At 61.3% G+C, this 17713-nt stretch carries 18 protein-coding genes; 2 read left to right on the top strand and 16 right to left on the bottom strand.

From position 1 onward, the window contains the following. Positions 1–2: 2 nt before the first annotated feature. The 12 genes from INT12_RS02855 to INT12_RS02800 form a co-directional block, all read right to left on the bottom strand. Positions 3–1412 carry a circularly permuted type 2 ATP-grasp protein gene (locus INT12_RS02855; protein ID WP_046382394.1) on the bottom strand — a complete coding sequence of 470 codons (1410 nt, stop codon included), beginning with the start codon at positions 1410–1412 and terminating at the stop codon, positions 3–5. 447 nt (positions 1413–1859) lie between these two features. Next, positions 1860–2201 carry a ribonuclease E inhibitor RraB gene (locus tag INT12_RS02850; RefSeq protein WP_003193463.1) on the bottom strand — a complete coding sequence of 114 codons (342 nt, stop codon included), beginning with the start codon at positions 2199–2201 and terminating at the stop codon, positions 1860–1862. A gap of 213 nt (positions 2202–2414) precedes the next feature. Then, a complete protein-coding gene (locus INT12_RS02845; protein WP_046382393.1) occupies positions 2415–2651 on the bottom strand; it encodes a hypothetical protein in 237 nt (78 codons plus the stop codon). A 103-nt stretch (positions 2652–2754) separates the two neighbouring features. Beyond that, entirely contained in the window at positions 2755–3360 is a 606-nt protein-coding gene (locus tag INT12_RS02840; RefSeq protein WP_046489328.1) for an START domain-containing protein, read from the bottom strand. A 40-nt stretch (positions 3361–3400) separates the two neighbouring features. Beyond that, complete coding sequence (locus INT12_RS02835; RefSeq protein ID WP_017848513.1) at positions 3401–3655, bottom strand: YkgJ family cysteine cluster protein; 255 nt, start codon at positions 3653–3655, stop codon at positions 3401–3403. Between the two features lie 162 nt (positions 3656–3817). Further along, positions 3818–4309, bottom strand: coding sequence for a translation initiation factor 2 (locus tag INT12_RS02830; protein ID WP_193039878.1), 492 nt, complete (start codon positions 4307–4309; stop codon positions 3818–3820). Positions 4310–4413: 104 nt separating this feature from the next. Then, a complete protein-coding gene (locus INT12_RS02825) occupies positions 4414–5853 on the bottom strand; it encodes a PLP-dependent aminotransferase family protein (protein ID WP_017848515.1) in 1440 nt (479 codons plus the stop codon). A gap of 204 nt (positions 5854–6057) precedes the next feature. Then, positions 6058–6873, bottom strand: a complete 816-nt coding sequence (locus INT12_RS02820; RefSeq protein ID WP_046489324.1) for an OmpA family protein — start codon at positions 6871–6873, stop codon at positions 6058–6060. After that, the gene (locus tag INT12_RS02815; protein ID WP_026140217.1) at positions 6870–7232 is read right to left on the bottom strand and encodes a DUF4398 domain-containing protein; all 363 of its coding nucleotides are present in this window, start codon (positions 7230–7232) and stop codon (positions 6870–6872) included. The genes INT12_RS02820 and INT12_RS02815 overlap by 4 nt, the downstream gene beginning before the upstream one ends. A 9-nt stretch (positions 7233–7241) precedes the next feature. Then, positions 7242–8060 (bottom strand): substrate-binding periplasmic protein, encoded by an 819-nt coding sequence (locus tag INT12_RS02810; protein WP_193039877.1) that lies wholly within the window; start codon positions 8058–8060, stop codon positions 7242–7244. A gap of 67 nt (positions 8061–8127) precedes the next feature. After that, on the bottom strand, positions 8128–9057 hold the full coding sequence (locus INT12_RS02805; protein WP_017848519.1) for an electron transfer flavoprotein subunit alpha/FixB family protein: 930 nt from the start codon (positions 9055–9057) through the stop codon (positions 8128–8130). A 2-nt stretch (positions 9058–9059) separates the two neighbouring features. After that, positions 9060–9809, bottom strand: coding sequence for an electron transfer flavoprotein subunit beta/FixA family protein (locus tag INT12_RS02800; protein ID WP_017848520.1), 750 nt, complete (start codon positions 9807–9809; stop codon positions 9060–9062). 530 nt (positions 9810–10339) lie between these two features. Here INT12_RS02800 and INT12_RS02795 point away from each other — a divergent pair. Next, positions 10340–12004: an electron transfer flavoprotein-ubiquinone oxidoreductase gene (locus tag INT12_RS02795; RefSeq protein ID WP_169884383.1), complete on the top strand. Its 1665-nt coding sequence runs from the start codon at positions 10340–10342 to the stop codon at positions 12002–12004. A gap of 180 nt (positions 12005–12184) precedes the next feature. Here INT12_RS02795 and INT12_RS02790 read toward each other — a convergent pair whose 3' ends face one another. Next, positions 12185–13078, bottom strand: a complete 894-nt coding sequence (locus INT12_RS02790) for an AraC family transcriptional regulator (RefSeq protein ID WP_017848522.1) — start codon at positions 13076–13078, stop codon at positions 12185–12187. Positions 13079–13259: 181 nt separating this feature from the next. On the opposite strand from INT12_RS02790, the gene INT12_RS02785 reads away from it, so the two are divergent. Continuing rightward, positions 13260–14312: an NAD(P)-dependent alcohol dehydrogenase gene (locus INT12_RS02785; protein ID WP_102618467.1), complete on the top strand. Its 1053-nt coding sequence runs from the start codon at positions 13260–13262 to the stop codon at positions 14310–14312. Here the strand turns inward: INT12_RS02785 and INT12_RS02780 are convergent, their stop codons facing one another. The 3 genes from INT12_RS02780 to araG all read right to left on the bottom strand — a co-directional run. Then, positions 14313–15116, bottom strand: coding sequence for an IclR family transcriptional regulator (locus tag INT12_RS02780; protein ID WP_046489321.1), 804 nt, complete (start codon positions 15114–15116; stop codon positions 14313–14315). Between the two features lie 188 nt (positions 15117–15304). Beyond that, positions 15305–16270: an L-arabinose ABC transporter permease AraH gene (araH, locus tag INT12_RS02775; protein ID WP_046382386.1), complete on the bottom strand. Its 966-nt coding sequence runs from the start codon at positions 16268–16270 to the stop codon at positions 15305–15307. Between the two features lie 19 nt (positions 16271–16289). Further along, on the bottom strand, positions 16290–17713 hold a 1424-nt coding region (gene araG, locus INT12_RS02770), incomplete at its 5' end, for an L-arabinose ABC transporter ATP-binding protein AraG (protein ID WP_193058755.1).

Here is a 17713-nt window from a genome sequence, read left to right as displayed (position 1 = left end):
CATCAGTCCTCAACCACCCAAGTGTCTTTGGTGCCGCCGCCCTGGGACGAGTTGACCACCAGTGAACCTTCGCGCAGCGCCACGCGGGTCAGGCCGCCGGGCACCACGCGGGTTTCCTTGCCGGACAACACGAACGGGCGCAGGTCGATATGGCGCGGGGCGATACCGTTTTCGACGAAGGTCGGGCAGGTGGATAAACACAGGGTCGGCTGTGCGATATAGGCGTGGGGCTTGGCCTTGATACGCGCGCGGAAGGCTTCGATTTCCGCCGCAGTGGAAGCCGGACCGACGAGCATGCCGTAGCCGCCGGAGCCTTGGGTTTCCTTGACCACCAGGTGCGGCAGGTTAGCCAATACGTGGGACAGTTCGTCGGGCTTACGGCATTGGAAGGTCGGAACGTTCTTCAAGATCGGTTCTTCATCCAGGTAAAAACGGATCATCTCGGTGACAAAGGGGTACACCGACTTGTCATCTGCCACCCCGGTGCCGATCGCGTTGGCCAACACCACATTGCCCGAACGATAGGCGGCAAGCAGGCCGGGGACGCCGAGCATGGAGTCCGGGTTGAAGGCCAGCGGGTCGAGAAACGCATCGTCGAGGCGGCGATAGATCACGTCCACGGCCTTGGGGCCGTCGGTGGTACGCATGAAAACGCGGTCATCGCGCACGAACAGGTCGGCGCCCTCCACCAGTTCCACGCCCATTTCCCGGGCGAGGAAGGCATGCTCAAAGAACGCACTGTTGAAACGCCCGGGGGTCAACACCACCACGCTGGGGTTATCCAGGGGGCTGGCGCTTTTCAGGGTGTCGAGCAGCAAGTTGGGGTAGTGGTCGATCGGCGCGATACGCTGGGCCGCGAACAGTTCGGGGAACAGGCGCATCATCATCTTGCGGTCTTCGAGCATGTAGCTGACGCCGCTGGGCGTGCGTAGGTTGTCCTCCAGCACGTAGTAAGTGCCGTCACCATCACGCACGAGATCGACACCGGAGATGTGGGAATACAGATCGCGGTGCAGATTCAAGCCCTGCATAGCCAACTGATACTGCTCGTTGGCCAGCACCTGTTCGGCGGGAATGATCCCGGCCTTGATGATGCGTTGTTCATGGTAGAGGTCGGCGAGAAACATGTTCAGCGCCTTGACCCGCTGAATGCAGCCACGTTCGACAATCCGCCATTCACTGGCGGGAATGCTGCGCGGGATGGTGTCGAAGGGAATCAGGCGCTCGGTGCCCTGCTCATCCCCGTAGAGGGTGAAGGTGATCCCGGCGCGGTGAAACAGCAAATCGGCTTCACGCCGGCGCTGGGCCAGCAGTTCAGCGGGGGTTTCGGCCAACCAGCGGGCGAACTCGCGGTAATGAGGGCGAACCTGCCCTGCCCCATCGTACATTTCGTCGTAATAAGTGCGGATCATGCCGTACTCCTTGTCACCCGGACGCAAGAATCATCGCAAGGCCCGTGCCAGCGGCATAAACACTTAAAAATCAGTGAGTTAAATAATAGCGGGGAGTTAAGCGCACCATCCTGGTGCGCGGAATGCCCGGTGTCTTGTCGCGCGCTTCATCACAATGCGGGCTTTGACTATCAACAGCATAGCCAGTGTTGATTTCACTGCCCGCCCCCCGGTGCGGATAATCAACGTCATCTGCTGAACAGGACTCGTCCTACAGCCTTACCCATCGAGCAATCGGTACCGTGTGATCTCGTGTATCGACCGACTCCTCCGGTCTTCCCTTTCGACCACCCCACTCGGGTGGTTTTTTTTGCCTGGAAATACAGCGCGAGTTGCGTCTGATTTCAGACGCCACAAACAAAATCGGCCGACCCAAAGGTCAGCCGATACGCTGTGTTTCTCATACTGCTACATGGGTAACCCACGCACCTCCTGCTTGACGCCCCATCCTTCGATGATCCCGCCCAGCGGCTCGACCACCGCTTCAAAGTCTTGCTCGAAGTCTCCTATGCCGTCGTAGGTTGCAAACATGATCTTGCTCAGTTCCAGGTACCAGGCGCCATCGTCGCGCGCGCTGACCTGAGCATTCAGGGATTCGCCACGAAACCGACCCGCAGCCCTGCGCGCCCGTTCCTCGTCCGGGAAAATGGCGTAGAACTCGATGGGGTGGAACCGTGAAAAATCGAAGCCGCCTTCTTTCATGCGGCGCAGAACGTTGGTGCTGATGTCTTCTTGATAGGCTGTGCTCATGAAACGTCCTCCTCAAACCGATGGATAGACTTTCCGTGCTTCCCGAAGCCCGCGCCTTACTGGCGCGGGTACTACGGCAATGACATCACCGCTGGAAAACAAGCATGTAGCTGACAAGACCAGACCTTAGCGATTCATTCGCTGATCTCACTTGCAGAGTAGCGCGAAGCTATCACCTCCACCAGAGGCGCTTGAATGGCAGACAGGGAATGTTCAGACGACGGGAGAGATGTCGAGGATCTGGATACTGTTCTGGTCTTTGAGGATCTTGACCGTCGGTTCGGGTTTACGGCCTTCCAGGTCATTGAGGTCCAGTTCGGCGGCCACCGGCACCAGCTTGTCGCGAATCAAGTGTGCCGCATCTTCGAGGCTGGGCTTGCGCTCGCAGGTGAACTGCTCCACGGACTGCACACCGTGATCATCAACGAAGGTAATCTGCCACTTTTGCATCGGTGCCTCCTCGATAAAGCCCGCGTGTGGGCTTACCTCTATCTGGACCTTGAGGGCTCGCTAAACGTTCCACTCAAGGTCGCAGGCACCGGGTCTGCCGCGCTTACTTCTCGGCGCGTTCCCTGAGGGCTTTCAAGGTGTTGAACGGGGCGTCCACCACGAACTTGTTGGCCAACCACGAAGGCACGCTGCCGCCTGGCTCGGTGTGTACCTGGTAGGTCACTTCGGTTTCGTTGGCGCCTTTAGGCACCAGTTTCCAGTAGCCGTCGACCTGGGCCACGCGCACATAACCCTTCACTTCCGGCTGATAGGTCGGCACTTCCAGCAGGGTGCGGGTCACGCTGCCGTCGGCGGCCTTGGCCGTGGTGATTTCCAGGATCGAATCGCGGTCGGTCACCGGGAACGGTGCCTTGAATTGGGTGTAGGTCCAGCTCTTGACGCCCTCCTGCTTGAGCAGTTTTTGCGACTTGCAATCATGAATCCAGGCGCAGGCACCGACCGCATCTTCCTGCAAGGCCTCGATCTTGGCCACGGGGGCCTTGATCACTGTCACACCGCGATACGCCTTGTACTTGGAACCGGCGACTTCGCTCAGCGACACCTTGATCCCGTCTTCATCCTTGGCGACTTGCCAATCCTCAGCCTGAGCAGTGGCAGCAAACAACACCGTAAAACCGCACAACACAGCCATTCGTTTCAGCGAAACCATTGTTGTATTCCTTATTGTTGAAGTTCCGATAGTAAAGCCATCAAGCTGCCGTCATCTGCTCCCACCAGCCGATCAACCTGATCGCATCGGCCTGGTCGGTGCCGCAGACCTCGATATCCGCCTTGAAATCACTGCACACCGCCGGCCGTTCCGGTTGCCCGAACAGCAGGCATAACTGTTCGACCGACAGGTGCAGGCAGCGTTCGCCCGCGGGTTTGCCGTGGGGCATTCCCGGCAGCGGTGAACTGATGGAGGGGGCGATGCAGCAAGCGCCACAGCCTTCACGGCATTTCATGAGCAACAGGTCCTCGACGGCTCAATAGGGACGGCCGGGCTAGAGTACGCCCTTAAACAGCCGTTTTAAAATGGTCTAACAGGGGTTTTTCGCAGAAAATAAAAGTGACTGACCAGTCTGCGACAGATGGTCGAGTATCGACGTCACCTTCGCCGGAAAAGTTTATTGCTTGAATTCGAAATCCAGCGCCGCGCCTTCCACCTCACGCCGTTCTTCGTTGCGCAGTTGCAGCTTCATCTCATTGCTGAGCAGGCGACCGTTGATCTGGAATGCACTGTTGTCAGTCGGCTTTTCGCCAAACATCGGCGGCAACAACGGTACGTTTTTCGGCGCAGGCATACTGCCGATGGGCTGCAAATGCCTGACCATGTCGGAGGGCAGGGACAAGTCCAACTGCGCCGGTGGCAAGTGGGTCTGGGCCACTTCGTGGGCGGACTTGGACGTGCTCGCAACCGGCGCGCGTTTTTTTGCCGATGCGTTTTTTTTGTTGGTCGCCGGGGCTTTTTTCGCCGGGGTCGGTTTTTTTGCGGGGGTTGTGTGCTCGGTACTCGCGGTCGGTGCGGGGTCCGCCACAGGCGTCGCCGCCAGCGTGACGCCGACGTGACTCAAGCTGAGCAGGCTAATCACTAAAACAACGCGAAAAATAGAAGTCATATTGCCAACAGCATTAACGGCAGAAGGCCATATGCTCGCTTGTTGAGGGCAGCATGACAAGCGCGGTGATTGGCCAGCTATCAGAACTGGCTACTTGGCGAGCCTCACAAGCCGGCCGCTGTCTCCAGGCATAACTGACTGGCGAGCATCCCCAAAGTCATCAGCGCCCGCTCTGCCTCGCGATTCCACGGCGTGCCGCAGTTAAGACGAATACAGTGGTTGAACTGTTCCGTATTACTGAAGATCAACCCCGGTGCGATGCTGATGCCCTGCTGCAATGCACGCACGTGCAGTTCCTGGGTATTGACCCGCCCCGGCAAACTGACCCACAGGATAAAACCGCCGGTCGGACGGGTCATCTGGGTGCCTTCGGGAAAATACTGCTGAACCGCCAGTTGGAACGCGCTGAGGTTCTTGCGGTACTCCTGGCGGATGTAACGCAAGTGCCGATCGTAACCGCCGTTCTCCAGGTACGCGGCGACACCCATCTGGGTGACGCTGCACGCCGAATGGGTGCTGAACATCTGCAAACGCTGGATTTCCTGCTGATACTTGCCGGCGATCATCCAGCCGATACGCACGCCGGGTGACAGGGTTTTGGAAAAGCTCGAGCAATAAATCACGCGGTCGAGGCGATCGTAGGCTTTCAGGGCTTTGGTGCGCCCCAGTTCGAACATCAGTTCGCCGTAGATATCGTCTTCGACGATCTGGATATCGAAATCCGAGGCCAGGCGCAGCAAGTGTTTCTGCCGCTCCTCGGGCATGGTGCCGCCCAACGGATTGCTCAGGCGCGTGGTCAGCACCAGGGCTTTGATCGACCACTGGTTAGCGGCCAATTGCAGGGCTTCCAGGCTCATGCCGGTGGCAGGGTCGCTGGGGATCTCGATGACCTTGAGGCCCAGCAGATCCGCCAATTGCAGCAAGCCGTAATAGGTCGGCGACTCGGCGGCGATCAGGTCGCCCGGCCGCGTCAGCACCCGTAACGACATCTGCAGGGCATCGACGCAGCCGTGGGTGATCACCACTTCGGACGGGTCCACCACCACGCCGGCATCGCGCATGCGGATCGCCACCTGGCGGCGCAACGGCTCGAAGCCTGGGCTGAACATGTAACTGAACGCCCGCGGGCTCTGGAAGCGCGTGACCTTGGCCAACTGCTGGTGCAGTGCGCGTACCGGCAAGTAATCCACACTCGGCACGGCCGCGCCCAGCGGGAATACGCCTTCGCGACGCGACTCCACCAACACTTGCTGAATGATGCTGCTGCGCGTCACCAACCCCGGGCGCTCGACCCGGGCGATATCCGGCGTCGGCGCCGTCAGCGCCGGTGTCTGGTGTACGTAATACCCGGACTGCGGCCGCGCGCGAATCAAGCCCTGATCTTCCAGGTTGGCGTAAGCCTGCAACACCGTGGCATGGCTGACGTTGAGCTGGGAGCTCATCTTGCGCACCGAAGGCACGCGCTCGCCCGGTTGATAGACACCGCGCCGGATATCCTCAGCCAGTTGCTGGGCGATACGTTGGTAAAGCAACAGATTGGTCATGACGCAGCACTCGATTTCACGGCTATTTTATTTTTGTGTGAAACATACCGGCACAGTTTAGAAGTGTACGGGGACAGTTGCCACAATAGTCGAGCGCGAGCGGCAGTGATAGAAAAAACTGTAAGGGTGGCCTGAGGCGTTTCGGGCCCCCCGAAAAAAATGTGGGAGGGGGCCCCCCTCCCATATTTTGCTTGCGCCAGGCTCCTAGCGGGCGGCGCCCAACTGGCCCTTCGCGTCGGAGAACACGATCTCTACCCGGCGGTTCTGCGCGCGGCCGCGCTCGGAAGCATTGGCCTCCACCGGGTACTGGTCGCCATAGCCTTCGACCTGGATGCGCTTTTCGTCGATCCCCAGGTCCACCAGCACATCCGCCACCGATTGCGCGCGGTCGCGGGACAGTTGGAGGTTTTCCTGCTCGCCGCCGGTGCTGTCGGTGTAACCCTCGATACGCACGATGCGCTTGGGGTTCAGTTGCAGGAACTGGACGATTTTCAGCACGGTGCGGTTGGCCGAGTTTTTCAGTTCGGCTTCACCGGTGTCGAACAACACGTCGCCCAAGGTCATCACCAGGCCGCGATCGGTCTGGGTGGTGGCCAGGCTGGCGATCTGTTCCTCGAGCCATTTGCCCTGCTGCTGCACGCTGACCAGCTTGCTCTCGCGCAGGGCCAGTTGCAGGCGCTGGCGTTCCAGTTCGAGTTTGGCGCCACGTTCCTGATTGAGCGCCTGCTCGGTGTGTTCGCGGGCGATCGCGCTGTAGCGCTGGCTGAGGTAGGCGTAATGCACCACGTCGGCACCGCTGCCCCAATAGCTGGACAAGCGATCGGCACGGGCCAGGGACTCTCCGGCGCGGATCACGTCCTTGGGCGCGAAGCGCAGCACGTTGGCGTCTTCCTTGACCTTCTGGAAGTCGCTGCCCGCCTGTTGCAGGGCCTGCTCGCCATTCGGGTGGCTGGCGCAACCGCCCAGGGCCGCGCTGCCCAGCAGCACGACACAACTCAAGCCACGGATCATCGGGCTCATTGGGCTTCTCCCAGCTGCAATTGCTTGCGCAGGCGGGTGATACGGGTATTGAGCACGTTCAGTTGTTCCTGGCTCTTGCGGGTCAACACTTGGGCTTCGGCGAGACGCGCATCCAGCTCGGCCTGTTCGGCCTGCATGCGCGCGTTCTTGTAGGACTGGTCGGCCATATCAGCCTGAGCCTGGGCGAATTTACCTTCAGCCAGTTTCAGTTCGGACGATTCATCGGAGTTGGCACCCACGGCGTTGGCTTGTTCCAACGCTTGCTGGGTGAGGCGTATTTGTTCATTCGGCGCAGGATCGGCTGCACATCCCGCCAGAGCAACGACGGCGAGGGCCGCTAAAAAAGGTCGAAAAATCACTGAAAATCCCTACTTTGTTGGGGTGCCGACGGGTTGTTGCAATTGCGCTTTCCAGCGCTCCAGATTGCGCTGCAGCGCAGCTTGCGCCACACCAGACCCGGACAATTCTGTCATCTTTTTCGCCAGCTGTCCGCGCAGCCAGGGGTCATTGCACGCGGAGTTGTGGGAAATCGCCAGGTACAGGCCAGGCTGATCGACGGGCACGTCGCGGGCGAACAGGTCATTGCTCATGCCCAGGGTCTCGGCCATGGCCATGCCGGAGTAACGCCCGGCGAGTACGTAGTCCACTTCCCCCAGCAGCAGTTTCTGAAACGCTGGAGTCAAGGTGGGCAGGCGTTGCAGGGTCAATTGCTGGGCGGCGAAGGTTTCAAAGTCGCGGCTCAACCGCGCCCGTTCCGACACCGCGCCCTGATGGCCGTGCAGGTCGGCGGCCGTGGCATAGGCCAACGCCGAGTCCTTGCGGGTCCAGACCAGATAGTCGATCTGCACCAGCGCCGGGTGGAGGTAGTCGAGGGTTTCCAGCTCGCCGATATTCAACGGCGCATCGGCCAGCAGATCCATGCGCCCGCTGCGCACTTCATCCAAGGCCTGGGAACGCTTGCCGCCATAGAGCAGGTCGATTTTCAGCCCAAGGTCCTGGGCCACTTGCTGCAACATGTCGGCGGTGGCGCCGATCAAGTGCGTGGGGTCCTGGGGATCGCGCCAGAGCAAAGGCGGAGCGTCCGGGCTGCCGGTAGCCACCAGGCGTTCGCATTTGCCGGCCGCCAGCGACAGGGTCGGCAGCAACAGTGTGAAACCCAGCAGTGTGGCCCAGGGGCGCAATTCCATGGCAAGGTGCTCCGATAATAAAAAGCCCGGTCAAAAGACCGGGCTCTTTATAAGTGAAGCGACTGGATTAGACCAGCTTCTCCAATTCAGGTACGGCTTCGAACAAGTCCGCCACCAGGCCGTAATCAGCCACCTGGAAGATCGGTGCTTCTTCGTCCTTGTTGATCGCTACGATCACCTTGGAGTCTTTCATGCCGGCCAAATGCTGGATCGCGCCGGAGATACCGACGGCGATGTACAGCTGTGGCGCAACGATCTTGCCGGTCTGGCCGACCTGCATGTCGTTGGGCACGAAACCTGCGTCGACCGCAGCGCGGGAAGCGCCGACGGCAGCGCCCAGCTTGTCGGCCAGGGCGTACAGGTGCTTGAAGTTGTCGCCGTTCTGCATGCCACGCCCGCCGGAAACGACGATCTTGGCAGCGGTCAGCTCAGGACGATCCGACTTGGCCAGCTCTTCGCCGACGAAGCTGGAAATACCCGCGTCGTGGGCCGCGGAGACGGCTTCAACGGCGGCCGAACCGCCTTCGGCGGCAACCGGGTCGAAACCGGTGGCGCGCACGGTGATGACCTTGACCGCGGCGGTCGATTGCACGGTGGCAATGGCGTTGCCGGCGTAGATCGGACGCTTGAAGGTGTCGGCGCTTTCGACCGAGATGATCTCGGAGATCTGGTCAACGTCCAGTTGCGCGGCAACCCGCGGCAGGATGTTTTTGCCGTTGGAGGTGGCAGCGGCCAGGATGTGGCTGTAGCCAGCACCCAGCTCGGCGACCAGAGGCGCGACGTTTTCCGGCAGTTGGTGAGCGTAAGCGGCGTTGTCGGCCAGCAGTACTTTGCTCACGCCAGCGACTTTCGCCGCGGCTTCAGCCACGGCGCCAGCGCCCTGGCCTGCAACCAGCACGTGGATGTCACCACCGATTTTCGCCGCGGCGGCCACGGTGTTCAGGGTGGCCGGAGCCAGTACCTTGTTGTCGTGTTCAGCGATTACCAAGATAGTCATGATTAGATTACCTTCGCTTCGTTTTTCAGTTTCTCGACCAGTTCAGCCACCGACTTGACCTTGATGCCCGCGCTGCGTGCAGCCGGCGCTTCGACTTTGACGGTCTTGTTGGTAGATGCGGTGGAAACGCCCAAAGCATCCGGAGTCAGCACTTCCAGAGGCTTCTTCTTGGCTTTCATGATGTTCGGCAGAGACGCGTAGCGCGGCTCGTTCAAACGCAGGTCGGTGGTGACGATGGCCGGCAGTTTCAACGAAACTGTCTGCGCGCCGCCGTCGATTTCGCGGGTCACGGCAACGCTGTCGCCGCTCACTTCGACTTTCGAGGCGAAGGTGCCCTGGCCGTAACCGGTCAGTGCAGCCAGCATCTGGCCAGTCTGGTTGTTGTCGCTGTCGATGGCCTGTTTGCCGAGGATCACCAGCGATGGCTGTTCCTTGTCGACAACGGCTTTGAGCAACTTGGCCACGGCCAGGGAGGTCAGTTCTTCAGCGGACTCGACCAGGATGGCGCGATCGGCGCCCAGGGCCAGAGCGGTACGCAGCTGCTCTTGAGCAGTGGTCGGGCCGATGGTAACCACGACGATTTCAGTCGCCACGCCTTTCTCTTTCAGGCGCACGGCTTCTTCCACGGCGATTTCGCAGAAAGGGTTCATCGACATCTTGACGTTAGCGAGGTCGACGCCGGAATTGTCCGCCTTGACGCGAACTTTCACGTTGTAATCGACAACGCGTTTGACAGCTACAAGAACCTTCATGGATTCCTCGTTACTCTCCGGTGAAAAGAAAGTCGCCTAGGCGAACCTGGCGGTTGATGCTCATCGGCACACAAGGGCACCTTCAAAACCTTCGGCAAGTGACGCAGCGATGGAGAGTGATGACCGTTCGTCAGTGGTGACTGGGAGGTCATTCATGATCGCGACGTGTAAACTGCGCGCCAGCATTGGGCACGCGTCACTCTTTTTCGCCTTCGCCTGTCTTTAAAGGTGCTCTTGAAACCTACAGTCAGCCTACGGCGAGCGCAAAACCGACCGTATCTTGACCGGAACGCCTATTCTGGTCAATACGGCAAAATGGCCAGTCATAAGCCCCGTTGCTTTGATTTACCTAGCTTCCAAGCAATTCAAACAAACGTTTGTATTGGACGCTGAGAGTGGTGTAGATATAATGCGCCACCTAGAGAGAAAGGTGGTCATCCGCCTGCCCAGTGAACGCAGCGATGACGCTTACGACACCCAACCTCCACCCATTAGAAAAAAAGCCTGTGAGCCTGAGTAGGAGATAGCCTGTGGAACGCGAATACATGGAATTCGACGTGGTCATCGTCGGCGCTGGCCCGGCGGGCCTGTCTGCCGCCTGCCGACTGAAGCAGAAGGCCGCCGAAGCCGGTAAGGAAATCAGCGTCTGCGTGGTCGAGAAAGGCTCCGAGGTCGGCGCACATATCCTTTCCGGTGCCGTGTTCGAACCACGCGCCCTGAACGAACTGTTCCCGGACTGGAAAGAACTCGGCGCTCCGCTCAACACCCCGGTGGTGCGCGATGACATCTATGTGCTGCGCAGCGCCGACACCTCGACCAAGGTGCCCGACTTCTTTGTGCCCAAGACCATGCACAACGAAGGCAACTACATTATCTCCCTGGGCAACCTGTGCCGCTGGCTGGCTCAGCAGGCCGAGAACCTCGGCGTGGAAGTCTACCCAGGCTTCGCCGCGCAGGAAGCGCTGTTCGACGAAAACGGCGTGGTGCGCGGGATCATCACCGGCGACCTCGGCGTCGACCGCGAAGGCAAGCCGAAGGAAGGCGTCTACACCCCCGGCATGGAACTGCGCGGCAAGTACACGCTGTTCGCCGAAGGCTGCCGTGGCCATATCGGCAAGCAACTGATCCAGCGCTTCAAGCTGGACAGCGACGCCGACGCCCAGCACTACGGCATCGGCCTGAAGGAAATCTGGGAAATCGACCCGGCCAAGCATCAACCCGGCCTGGTGGTCCACACCGCCGGTTGGCCGCTGGACATCATGAGCAACGAGAACACCGGTGGCTCGTTCCTCTATCACCTGGAAAACAACCAGGTGGTGGTCGGCCTGATCGTCGACCTGTCCTACAGCAACACTTTCCTGTCGCCGTTCGATGAGTTCCAGCGCCTCAAGCATCATCCGGTGCTGGCCCAGTATCTGGAAGGTGGCAAGCGCGTCAGCTACGGCGCGCGCGCGCTGGCCAAGGGCGGCATCAACTCGTTGCCGAAGATGGTGTTCAAGGGCGGCGCATTGATCGGCTGTGACCTGGGCACCATGAACGTGGCCAAGATCAAAGGCAGCCACACCGCGATGAAGTCCGGCATGCTCGCCGCCGACGCCGTGGCCGAGCGCCTGTTGGCCGACGCCGAAGGCGGCGACGAGCTGACCAACTACGTCGACGCGTTCAAAGCCAGCTGGCTCTACGAAGAGCTGTTCGCCACCCGTAACTTCGGCCCGGCGATGCACAAGTTCGGCCCGATCATCGGTGCCGGCTTCAACTGGTTCGACCAGAACATCCTCGGCGGCAAGATGCCGTTCACCCTGCACGACACCAAGCCGGACTACGCCTGCCTCAAGCTGGCCAAGGACTGCCAGAGGATCGACTACCCCAAGCCCGACGGCAAGCTGAGCTTCGACAAACTGAGCTCGGTGTTCATCTCCGGCACCAACCACGAAGAAGAACAGCCGTGCCACTTGAAACTCAAAGACCCGAGCATCCCGATCGGCACCAACCTGCCGCTCTACGATGAACCGGCGCAGCGCTACTGCCCGGCCGGTGTGTATGAAGTGGTGACCAAGGAAGACGGCGAGAAGCGCTTCCAGATCAACGCCCAGAACTGCGTACACTGCAAGACCTGTGACATCAAGGACCCTTCGCAGAACATCACCTGGGTCACGCCGGAAGGCGCGGGTGGGCCGACTTACCCGAATATGTAAAAGGGTTGCATGACCCAGGAGGCTCCCAGATCGGGAGCCTTTTTTGTGGCTGGCATCAACTCAATGTGGGAGGGGGCTTGCCCCCGATAGCGGTGGAACAGTCAGCACATCGATGGCTGACCCACCGTCATCGGGGGCAAGCCCCCTCCCACATTTTTAATCCCGTTGAGCCAGGGAGAATCAGGCAGCGCGCTCTTCGCCTGGGTTTCGCTCGAAGTAGCGCTTATATTCGCGGCTGAACTGCGACGTACTCTGATACCCCACCCGATGCGCCGCCTGTGCCACGCCCATGCCTTCCACCAGCAACAACTGCTGCGCCTTGAGCAAACGCAAACGCTTCAGATACTGCACCGGCGACAACAAGGTGCAGCGCTTGAAGTGTTCATGAAAGGTCGACGCACTCATGTGCGCGTAACCTGCCAACGTCTCGATATTCAGCGGCTCGGCGTAATGAGCATGCAGGTGATTCAACGAGGTGGCGATCCGCGAGAACTGCCCCTGCTGTTCCACCAACGCCCGCAACACATCGGCCTGGGGCCCGCGCAAGGCGGTGAAGAGTAATTCGCGCACACGCGCCGGGCCCATGATCCGGCTTTCCAACGGATCGTGCAGGCATTGCAACAGGCGCTCGACGCAACCGCGCATGGCGTCATCCAGCACCACCGAACTCATCGACTCCAAGGTCTGCGCCGTCGGCGGCGGCCCGGCCTGCATGCCCATGGCCATCACCAATTCGCCCAGTACCACCCGATCAATGCCCACCGTCACCCCCAGCAGCGGTGCGTCGGGCGCCAGGGCGAACGTCTCGCACTCGAACGGCACCGGCATCGCCTGGATCAGGTAGTGCCCCGCGCCGTACTCCAGGGTACGCGGGCCCAGGTACGCGACTTTGCTGCCCTGGGCGACGAACATCAGGCTCGGCTCATAGATCTGCGGCCCGCGCGCGACGTCGCAACTGGCGCGCAGCACCTGCACGCCCGGCAGGTGGGTCGGGGAGAAACCGTCGCAGGGCGTCAGCCGCTCGATCAAGGAAACCAGGGTGGCGTTGGCGTCGAGATGGCGGGTCAACAACATGGCAAAAAACTTCGCGAATAAGGGATGAGAGCATCATCGCAGGTCTGGCGCGCCGTGCATCCAAACCAGGCGTACTCCCGGACGAATAGGCATGAGACTCGGAGCAATCGCCATGGCCGCCTCCGGGGTCGGCGCGGAAAATGGCCCACCTCACTTGTCACTGCTTCTGCGAGGTTCACTCATGTACACCGCTATCGGTTATGCCGCCCAGTCGGCCACCACTCCCCTCGCCCCCATGTCGTTTGAACGCCGCAGCCCGCGCGCCGATGACGTGGCGATCGAAATTCTGTACTGCGGCGTCTGCCACTCTGACATCCACCAGGCCCGCAACGAATGGGGCATCGCCGTGTATCCACTGATGCCGGGCCACGAGATTGTCGGCAAAGTCACCGCCGTCGGCGCCAGCGTCACCGCGCATAAGGTCGGTGACCTGGTCGGCGTCGGCTGCATGGTCGACTCGTGCCGCCATTGCGACGCCTGCCAAGCGGACCTGGAGCAATACTGCCTCGAAGGCCCGACCATGACCTACGCCACCCCGGACCGTGTGGACGGCAGCAACACCATGGGCGGCTACTCCGACAGCATCGTGGTCAGCGAACACTTTGTGGTGAAGATCCCGGCCAAGCTCGACCTGGCCAGCGCCGCACCGCTCCTCTGCGCCGGCATCACCACCTACTCGCCGCTCAAGCACTACGGTGTGAAGGCCGGCGATAAAGTCGGGATTCTCGGCATGGGCGGCCTGGGCCATATGGGCATCAAGTTCGCCAAGGCGATGGGCGCCGAAGTCACGCTGTTCACCCGCTCCGCGAGCAAGGCCGAGGAAGGCCGCCGCCAGGGCGCGGATCATGTGATCGTGTCCACCGACGCCGCGCAAATGCACGCCGCCGCCGGGCACTTCGACTTCCTGCTGGACACCATCCCGGTGCAGCACGACCTGAACCCCTACCTCGATGTGCTGCGCTTTGACGGCGTGCATATCCTTGTTGGCCTGATCGAGCCGGTGGACCCGCCCGTCAACGCCGCCAAGCTGGTGCTGGGGCGTAAAATGCTCGCCGGTTCGCTGATCGGCGGCATCGCCGAAACCCAGGAAGTCCTGGATTTCTGCGCCGAGCACGGCATCACCTGCGACATCGAAATGCTCGACATCCGTCAGATCAACGAGGCGTTCACGCGCATGATCGCCGGCGATGTGAAGTACCGCTTTGTCATCGACATGGCGACCTTGAAGGCCTGATCAGGCCTTCGCGCCCAACTCCGCGGACAGCCGCGCCGCAACCTGTTTGATCACAGGAATCAGCTCGGCCATTTTCTCCAGCGGCATGTAGGGCACGGTACTGGCGATGCTGATGCCGGCGACGATTCGCCGGCTGGCATCGCGCACCGGTGCCGCCACGCAGCGGATCGACGGTTCGTTGTCTTCCAGGTCGAACGCATACCCGCCCAGCACATACTCATGCATGCGCTGCTCGAACTGCGCCCAGGATTGCTCGGGGTGTTGCGGCCACTGCAGGTGTTTCCCTGCCGCCGGCTGGCTGACTTCGTACAGGCGCTGCCACTCTTCGACGCTGTCATCCAACAGCAACGCCTTGCCGATGCCGGTCCGCGCCAGCGGCATGCGGTGGCCGACCCGCGAGCGCATTTCCGGACCGTTGCGCCCGGGGTTCTTGTGCAGGTAGAGCACGTCGTCGTCTTCGCGAATCGCCAGGTGGATGGTGTCACCGGTCAGCGCCGACAACTCATCCAGGTACGGCACCGCCAGGGTCACCAACGGCAACTCTTCGCGCGCCTGAAACCCCAGCTCGATCAGCTTCGGCCCCAGCAGGTAACCGACTTGCGGCACCACGCGCAGGTAGCGCTCCTCCACCAGGCAACTGGCCAGGCGGTGCGTGGTGCTGCGGGTGGTGCCGATGCGCCGGGCGATCTCTTTCAGATCCCGCGCACCGGCCGCCACCGCCTGCACCACGCCCAAGCCACGCAGCAAGGTCTGGGTGCCAGTGGGGGCGGCGTCTTTGACGGGGGTGTGGGCGGTTTCCTGCATATCGGGCCTATGTGGTGGTACGAAAACGAGCGGCATTATGGCAAATACCGAACCTCAATACAGTTGAGATCCAAATGTGGGAGGGGGCTGGCCCTCGATAGCGGTGTGCCAGTCTGCACATCTGTTACTGATAGACCGCCATCGGGGGCAAGCCCCCTCCCACACTTAGATCTTCACATGGCATGAATTCAGCGTTGTTTCATGCGGTCGATCACCACCGCCAGCAGCAGGATCGAGCCGCGGATCACGTACTGGTAGAACGTGTCGATGTTCTTCAGGTTCATCGCGTTCTCGATGATCGCCAGGATCAGCACCCCGGCGATCACATGGCGGATCATGCCGATGCCGCCGCTGAGCGACACCCCGCCCAGCACGCAAGCGGAAATCACCGTCAGCTCGAAGCCCTGGCCGATCATCGGCTGGCCCGAGGTCATGCGTGACGCGAGGATCACCCCGGCCAATGCGCCGATCAACCCGTGTACGGCAAAGATGATGATCTTGGTGCGGTCGACATTCACCCCGGCGAGCAACGCCGCTTCCTGGTTGCCACCGATGGCCATGGTGTTGCGCCCGTAGGTCGTGTAGTTGAGCAGCCAGCCGAAGAACACAAAGCACAGCACGGTGATGACGATCGGCACCGGCACGCCCAGCAGTTGGCCGTTGCCGAACACGAAGAAGCGCTCGTCCATCACGCCGACCGCCTTGCCGTTGGAGAAGATGTAGGCCAGGCCGCGCACGATCTGCATGGTCGCCAAGGTGGCGATCAACGCATTGATGCGCAGCTTGGCGATGACGATGCCATTGATCAGCCCCACCACCAAGCCCATGGCCAAGGCTGCCGACACACCGAGCACCACGCTGTCGGTGTCGCGGATCACGATCCCGGCCACCACCCCGGCGCAGGCGATCACCGAACCGACCGACAAGTCGAAGTGCCCCGACGCCAGGCAGAACAGCATGGTGCAGGCGGCGATGCCTACGGTGGAAATCGCCAGGCCCAGCCCGCGCATGTTCAGCGGCGAGAGGAAGTTGTCGATAAACAACGCGCTGAGCACAAAGATGCCCAACGCGGCGAGCAGCATCACCCAGTCATCGAGAAACTTACGCTGGTTGAAACCCGGCCAGAAGCTTTTTGCAGTTTTTACTTGAGACATACCTGTGCCCTCGAATGCTTCAAACCCGCGACCGCGGGAGTGCCAGTTGCAGCAGCCGCGCTTCGTCCGCGTGATCGCGGCTCAATTCACCGGTCAGGGCGCCTTCGCTCAGCACCAGAATGCGATCGGAAACCCCCATCACCTCCATCAAGTCGCTGGACACCACAATCACCGCGATACCGCTCGCCGCCAGGTCATGGATGATCTGGTAGATCTCCGACTTGGCGCCGATGTCGATGCCCCGCGTCGGCTCGTCCAGCAGCAGCACCTTCATCGGCATCGACAGCCAGCGGCCGAGAATGGCCTTCTGCTGATTGCCGCCGGACAGGTACATGATTTTCTGCGCAGCGCTCGGCGTCTTGACCTTCATCCCGCGGATTTGCTGCTCGGCGTTGCCCTGCTCCCAGCCCTCGCGCAGCAGCCAGCCGAACCTGGAATGGGCGCCGCGTGCGCTGATGTTGATGTTCTCGGCGACGCTGGCCAGCGGGATGATGCCCTCCTTCTTGCGGTCCTCCGAGCACAGCAGTACGCCGGCGGCGATAGCGTCGCGCGGCGAGCGCAATTGCAGCGCTTGCCCGCACAGTTCCAACTGCCCCGCCGTGGCGCGCTGCAAGCCGCTGAGCAGGCGAAACAGCTCGGTGCGCCCGGCGCCGACCAAGCCGAACAGGCCGAGGATCTCGCCCTTGCGCACCTCAAAGCTGACCGGTTCGCGCAAGCCCGGGCCGAGCAAACCGTCGACCTTGAGCGCCACCTCGCCGTGTGCGCGCGGCCGATAGTCGTAAATGTCCTGGATATCGCGACCGACCATGCAGGTGACCAACTGGTCGTGACTCAGCGCACGCATGTCGTCGAAGGTACGCACGTAGCGGCCGTCCTTGAACACCGTGACCGCGTCGCAGATGCGGAACACTTCTTCCATGCGGTGGGACACGTACAGCACCACTTTGCCCTCGTCGCGCAGGCGCGTGATGATCGCCATCAGCCGGTCGATCTCGCGGGCCGACAGGCTGCTGGTGGGTTCATCGAAGGCAATCACATGCGCGCCCCGCGACAGCGCCTTGGCGATTTCCACCAGTTGGCGCTGGCCCAGGGACAGGCGCCCGAGCTTTTCCTGCGGGTCGATTTCATCGGCCAGGCCCTTGAGGCACGCCAGCGCCCGCTGGCGCAACTGGCTGCGGTTGACCACGCCGAAACGCGCCGGTAAATGCCCGAGGAACAGGTTCTCGGCGACGCTCATTTCCGGCACCAGATGCAGCTCCTGGTGGATCACCGCGACGCCGCTGGCAATGCTGTCGGCCGCGCATTTGAAGGCCATCGTCTGCGCGCCGATCTGCACGCTGCCGCTGCTCGGGATGTAGGCGCCGCCGAGGATCTTCAGCAGCGTCGACTTGCCCGCGCCGTTCTCACCCATCAACGCGTGGACCTGCCCCGGGTGGGCAGTGA

Source organism: Pseudomonas sp. K8, from assembly GCF_014889455.1.
Lineage (GTDB): Bacteria > Pseudomonadota > Gammaproteobacteria > Pseudomonadales > Pseudomonadaceae > Aquipseudomonas > Aquipseudomonas veronii.
Note: the sequence above shows the minus strand (reverse complement) of the source record. Positions and strands in the feature narration are given on the sequence as shown.